The 5,810-nt window shown below is 73.1% G+C and carries 6 protein-coding genes; 5 read left to right on the top strand and 1 reads right to left on the bottom strand.

Annotated elements, in window-relative coordinates; genetic code table 11:
• Positions 1-398 precede the first annotated feature (398 nt).
• The 4 genes from G5C65_RS29810 to G5C65_RS29795 all read left to right on the top strand — a co-directional run bounded on the left by G5C65_RS29810 (position 399) and on the right by G5C65_RS29795 (position 3,426).
• Entirely contained in the window at positions 399-536 is a 138-nt protein-coding gene (locus tag G5C65_RS29810) for a hypothetical protein (RefSeq protein WP_165302156.1), read from the top strand.
• 10 nt (positions 537-546) lie between these two features.
• Positions 547-930, top strand: coding sequence for a hypothetical protein (locus G5C65_RS29805; protein ID WP_338146728.1), 384 nt, complete (start codon positions 547-549; stop codon positions 928-930).
• 146 nt (positions 931-1,076) lie between these two features.
• On the top strand, positions 1,077-2,042 hold the full coding sequence (locus G5C65_RS29800; RefSeq protein ID WP_165302159.1) for a glycosyltransferase family 2 protein: 966 nt from the start codon (positions 1,077-1,079) through the stop codon (positions 2,040-2,042).
• A gap of 1 nt (position 2,043) precedes the next feature.
• Positions 2,044-3,426 carry a polysialyltransferase family glycosyltransferase gene (locus G5C65_RS29795; RefSeq protein WP_165302158.1) on the top strand — a complete coding sequence of 461 codons (1,383 nt, stop codon included), beginning with the start codon at positions 2,044-2,046 and terminating at the stop codon, positions 3,424-3,426.
• 95 nt (positions 3,427-3,521) lie between these two features.
• On the opposite strand, the gene G5C65_RS29790 is transcribed toward G5C65_RS29795, so the two are convergent.
• Positions 3,522-4,640, bottom strand: a complete 1,119-nt coding sequence (locus G5C65_RS29790) for an acyltransferase (RefSeq protein ID WP_206442419.1) — start codon at positions 4,638-4,640, stop codon at positions 3,522-3,524.
• Positions 4,641-4,812: 172 nt separating this feature from the next.
• Between G5C65_RS29790 and G5C65_RS29785 the strand changes: the two genes are divergently transcribed.
• Positions 4,813-5,810, top strand: a 998-nt coding sequence (locus G5C65_RS29785; RefSeq protein ID WP_165302157.1) for a protein kinase domain-containing protein, incomplete at its 3' end; no start/stop codon positions are given.

The following is a 5,810-nucleotide window of genomic DNA, read 5'->3' as shown; positions in this document are numbered from 1 at the left end:
CCGCCGGCCACCGAGCCGGTCCCCGCACACGGGCACGCCCGCTCCATCGCCCCGACCCTCCCGCCGCTCGCCACGCTCTGGCTGCGCCCCGCGTGAGGGGCGGGCCGGGTCCGGCGGATCCCGCTGAGCCGGGGCTGCCCCTTGCTGTTTCGCCGCAGGGCGCGGCTGCGCTGTGGCTTGTCGCGCAGTTCCCCGCGCCCCTGACGGGGCACATCCGTGCGCCCCGAAGGGGCGCGGGGAACTGCGCGCGCGACCACAGCGCGGCCGCAGTCCGCAGAACACGGGCAGGGGCAGCCCCTGCCCGGCGGCGCCGGGCCCGGAGCGCGGTTGCGCGCGCCCTGCGGGGAGCGGTGTACTGCGGGGCAACGGGGCAGCGTGACCGAAACCGGAGGCACCTCATGGACGACACGCGAACCCGTCTGCGCCACCACGCCATCTGCCGGGCCCTGTGCCCCGGCTGCGGCGGCGACACCCTGACGACCAACGACGACGGCTGGAAGATCTGCTATGCCTGCGGCTACTCCTCCCCCGCCTGAGCGACGGGCGGTGGTGCTGGCCTCGCTCGTCCCGCTGTCCGAGCTGGAGACGAGCCCGTTCCTGGTGGACACCCGCAGCCAGTACGCCGCCTGCCGCGCCTGGGCGGAGGAGAACGGGTACGCCATCGCCGCCATCGTCGAGACCAACAACGCGCCCGTGCACACGCCCGCGCTCTGGCACGACGTGGAGGCGGGCGCCGAGGCGTTCCTGTGCGCCAGCCCGCTGATCCTGGACACCGCGCTGGAGTCGGCCGACGACTTCGCGGAGCGGTGCGCGTCGCGGGGGATCGAGCTGATCACCGTCGAGTCCCCCGAGCCGGCGTACACGGCGGAGATGAAGGCGGCCGTGCACCGCCGCCTCTCCCTCCCCACCGCCGGCTACGACGGCTGCTGACAGGGCGCGCCGGCGGCTGCCGGCGGTGCGGGGCCGCGCGGTGCCGGGGTGCGGGGCCGCGCGGTTCCCCGCACCCCCACCGGGCGCAACCCCGGGGGCACCGGAAATTCACCGGGAATCCACCGGGGCCTGATCAGATGATCGTCATGCTCAAGCTGTCCGTCGTCGTACCGTGTCACAACGTGCAGGAGTTCGCAGAGGAAACCCTGCGGAGCCTGGCGAACAACGCGGGCCCCAAGACCGAGTTCATCCTCGTGGACGACTGCTCCACCGACGCCACCCCGGAGATCCTGGCCGCCTGGCGGGACCGGCTCCCGCGCGCCAGGGTCGTCCGGCACGAGGAGAACCGGGGCATCGCGCAGGCCCGGAACACCGGGATCGACGCCGCCGACGGCAGCTATCTCACCTTCCTCGACGGCGACGACTGGTACAGCCCGGGCCACCTCGACCGGCTCGTGGCCACCGCCGAGCGCCTGGACTGCGACTTCCTCCGCACCGACCATGTGCAGAGCACCGGCGCCAAGCGGGTGGTGCGCCGCGCCCCGGCGCCCGTGCGGGACGAGGTGCTGCACCCGCGCGACACCATCGCGCCGCCGCACATGGAGACCATGGTGGACTACCCGTTCGTCTGGGCCGGGATCTACCGCCGGGAGCTGTTCGACGGCGGCGGGATGCGGTTCGCGACGGACCTGCGGACCGCCGAGGACCGGCTGTGGACCTGGCGGCTGCATCTGCGGGCCCGGTCCTTCGCGGTGTCCGGGCAGCTCGGCGTGTTCTACCGGCGCGGAGTGACCACCTCGCTCACCCAGATACGCGACGACCGGCAGCTCGACTTCATACCCGCGCACGACGCGCTCCTCGCCGACCTCGCCGCCGACCCGGAGGGCGACCGCTTCCTGCCCAAGGCGGTGCGCACCTACTGCGCGCTCATCGCCTTCCACCTGGCCAACATCGACCGCTACCACGCACCCGTCGCCCGGCGGCTGAAGCGGATGGCGGCCACCGCGCTGCACGGCATGCCGCAGGACGTACTCGAACAGACCCTGGCGGGCATGGACCAGCGGCGCTCGGACGCGCTGCGCCGCCTCCACACGACACGGAAGGCGGCCTGAGGTGACCGAGCCCGCAGCGACCCCCGTACACATCTTCGAGGTCTCGACCCTCTACGGGGCCGCGACGCTGGCCGCCGCGCTGGACGCGGGCCAGTTCGGGCCGCGCGGCACGGCCCGCAGGATCCTGCTGGTGTCCAACAACGCCGCCACCCCGGAGGCGGCCACCCGGCTCGACACCATGAACGGCTTCTGTGGGCTCGCCGAGCGCTTCGACGAGGTCGTCGACTGGAACGAGGCCATCCGCCCGCACCACCCGAGCACCTGGACCCCCCGCCGGGACGAGTCGCCGCTGTGGGAGCGGCTGCTGCGGGACACCTGGCGGCTCGGCACCGGACCGGTCGAGCTGATCGTGGAGTCGGTGCACGTCAGCCCCGCCAAGGCGCTGGCCACGGTGTTCAGCGGCAGCGCCGTCCACATCTACGCCGACGGGCTGATGAGCTACGGCCCCACCCGGGAGCGGCTCCCCCAGTGGATCGCCTGCCGGATCCGGCGGCTGCTCCACCTCGACCTGGTGCCCGGACTGCGCCCGCTGCTGCTGACCGAGTACGGCGTCGAGTCCGAGATCGTGCCGAGCGACGCCTTCGTGAAGGTGCTGGGCGAACTGGGCGAGGCCGCCGCCGGGGAGCCGGAACTGGCCCGCGCCGCGGCCGCGCGGCCCACCGCGGTACTGCTCGGGCAGTACCTCGCCGCGCTCAACATCCTCACCGCCGAGGAGGAGGAAGAGCTGCACGCCCGGATGCTGCGCGGGGCCGTGGCCGCGGGCCACGAGAGCGTGCTGTTCAAACCGCACCCCACGGCGCCGGCCCGCTACTCGCAGGTGCTGGAGAAGGCCGCCGCCCAGGCCGGGGTGCGGCTGCACGTGCTGGACGCGCCGGTGCTGGCCGAGGCGGTGTACGAGCGGTGCCGGCCCGCGCTGGTCGTGGGCTGCTTCTCCACCGCGCTGCTGACCGCCGCCACCTACTACGGCACCGGCCTCGCACGGGTCGGCACCGGGACGCTGCTGGAGGGGCTGACGCCCTACCAGAACAGCAACCGGGTGCCCGTCACCATCGTCGACCGCGCCGTGCCCGACCTGGACAGCGGCGAGGCGTACGCCCCGCCGACGCCGCGACAGGCCGAGGAGCTGGGCGCCCTGGTGCGGACGGTGGGCTACTGCATGCAGTCCAAGCTCTATCCGATGCTGCGGGACGAGGCCGCCGCGTGGCTGGCCGAGCACCTGGACGAGACCACCGAGCACTACTTCAAGCGCCGCCGGCTGACCGCGCTGGACCTGCCCGGCGGCAGTACGTCGGTCCGGGTGAAGCTGCTGCGGACCAGCCCCTCGGCGCGCTGGGCGGCCCGCCGTATCCGCACCGCCCAGCGCCGGCTGCGCCCCACGCCGTAGGGGCGCCCCGGGGAGCGGGGCGCCCCTACGGCGTGGGGCAGCCCCGGCCGCTCGCTGGAAACCGCCCAGCGGGAAGCCACGGGCCGGCCGCCCCCTTACCCCAGATACCGCCGCAGCTTCAGCCGGCCCCACAGCATGCTCAGGGCGAAGGACGGGACCACGGTGGCGACCGACAGCGCCGCCACCGCCGCCACCGAGCCGAGCCAGCCCCGGTCCGCGGAGATGAACGGGTCCGCGATCGTCTTCAGCAGCAGCACATGGAACATAAACGCGCCCAGCCCCGCGTCCGTCAGCTTGCTCAGCACCGGACGCACCCGCTCCGGGATCCGCACGCCCTTGACGGCGAACAGCACGCAGGCGGTGAGGGCCGCCACGAAGATGCTGGCGTTGGGGATCACGAAGTGGATCCGGTCCTGGGACCACAGGATCGCGGCCAGCGACGCCACCGCGCCCACCAGCCACCACACCCGGTGCTCGCGCCGGGTGGCGGGCAGGCTGAGCAGCAGCGCCCCGACCACCGCGTACACCAGCGAGTAGGTGCCGAACTGCCAGCCGAAGCTCGGCACGTCCCACCCGGTCACCTCGCCCACGTCGCTGAGCGCCGTGGGCCCCGACGCGACCACCACGAGCGCCGCGATCACACCCCACGGGCGCTTTCCGGCCTTCAGCAGGATCACCGCGCCCAGCAGCAGGATCAGCGGAACATGGGCGTAGAAGTACCACAGGTGGAAGGCGGGCCGGATACTGCCGAAGACCGCGTCCACCGCCAGGTGCGAGGTCGGCTCGCCGTTGGTGTCGCGCAGCCGGCCCCAGGCGAGGTACACCACCGTCCAGATGCCCACCGGGATGATCATGCGCAGGGAGCGCTTGCGCAGCGTCCCGCCGTCCCGCGGGGGCGCGCCGATCAGCACCGCCCAGCCCGCGATGGCGAAGTACATCGGGACGGCCCAGGCGGTCACCGAGTCGAGGAACACCCCCGTCCAGTAGACCGCGGTGCCGTTCTCCGCGCTCTTGTCGACGGCGGCCATGCACTCGCCGCCGACATGCCCGACAATGACGGAGCAGGCGCAGATGACGCGCAGCAGATCGATGTCGTAGCGGTGCTCGCGACGGGCGGGCCGCTCAGCGGGTTGCTCTGCGGGCCGCTCAGCGGGTTGCCCCTCGGAAGGCGGCATCGGGCGCGCGGAAGCCTTGTCAGTTGCGTCAGTAGCCATGGTCGGGTCATACGACCAGCCCTCCCACCCAGAAATCTGTACGGCAGGGGAACATCAGCCGAACTTCCGCGTACCGGCGGCCCCGAGTGCTGCACACGGTCCTCCGCACGCCCGCGCTCTGCGGTAACCTCGGCTTCTGTGCCGTGATCCGGCGTTTTCGGGGGTGACCGCCGTGGCAGAGGCAGGCCGCGTGCTGAACGGCCGGTACCGGCTCGTGGACAAGCTGGGCACCGGCGGCATGGGCGAGGTCTGGCGGGCCCGCGATACGGACCTGGGCCGCGACGTGGCGCTCAAACTCTTCTCGCCCCCCGCGGACATCGCCGCCGAGGAGCGGGCCGAACTGCTCGGCCGCTTCCGCCGCGAGGCCCGCGCCGCCGCCGCGCTGGACAGCCGGCACATCGTCACCGTCCACGACCACGGCACCTGCCTGGACGACGGCACGGACGACGAGACCCCGTATCTGGTGATGGAGCTGGTCGAGGGCCGCTCGCTGGAGCAGGTGCTGCGGGACGAGGGCCGCGTCCCCGTCCGGCAGGCGCTCGACTGGGCCGAGCAGATCTGCCATGCGCTGGACATCGCGCACCGGGCGGGCGTCGAGCACCGCGACATCAAGCCCGCCAACGTCCTGGTGCGCGCCGACGGCACCGCCGTCGTCCTCGACTTCGGCATCGCCAAGTTCCAGGAGGCCGTCGAGTCGGAGTCGAAGCTGACCCGTACCGGCCATATGCCGCTGGGCAGCGTGCTGTACATGGCGCCGGAACGGTTCCGCATGGAGCCGAGCGACGGCCGCGCGGACCTGTACGCGCTGGGCTGCGTGCTGTACGAGCTGCTGATCGGCCGCCCGCCGTATGTCGGCCCGGCGGCGGGCGTGATGTACAACCACCTCAACGACACCCCGCTCAGGCCCAGCCGGGCCCGTACGGAACTCTCCGTCCACGTGGACCAGTTGGTGCTGGACCTGATGGCGAAGGACGCGGACGACCGCCCGGCGGACGCGGCCCAGGTGGCGACGCGGCTCGCGGGGATACGGGAGGGGCTGGACGGCGACGCCGCCAAGCCGGACACCCCGCCCCCGGCCCCGGACCCAGACCCGAAACCGGATCCGGCCTCGAAACCGGACCCGAAATCCAGCTCGTCGCGCCCCTCCCCGGTGTCCCCGGTGTCCCCGGT

The organism is Streptomyces boncukensis, from assembly GCF_011045075.1.
In the GTDB taxonomy this organism is placed as follows: Bacteria; Actinomycetota; Actinomycetes; order Streptomycetales; family Streptomycetaceae; genus Streptomyces; species Streptomyces boncukensis.
Note: the sequence above shows the minus strand (reverse complement) of the source record. Positions and strands in the feature narration are given on the sequence as shown.

What these genes read in the sequence shown, in the direction of transcription:
- G5C65_RS29810 (WP_165302156.1), top strand. Translation starts at nt 399, where the DNA reads ATGGACGACACGCGAACCCGTCTGCGCCACCACGCCATCTGCCGGGCC.
- G5C65_RS29800 (WP_165302159.1), top strand. Translation starts at nt 1,077, where the DNA reads ATGCTCAAGCTGTCCGTCGTCGTACCGTGTCACAACGTGCAGGAGTTC.
- G5C65_RS29790 (WP_206442419.1), bottom strand. Translation starts at nt 4,640, where the DNA reads ATGGCTACTGACGCAACTGACAAGGCTTCCGCGCGCCCGATGCCGCCT.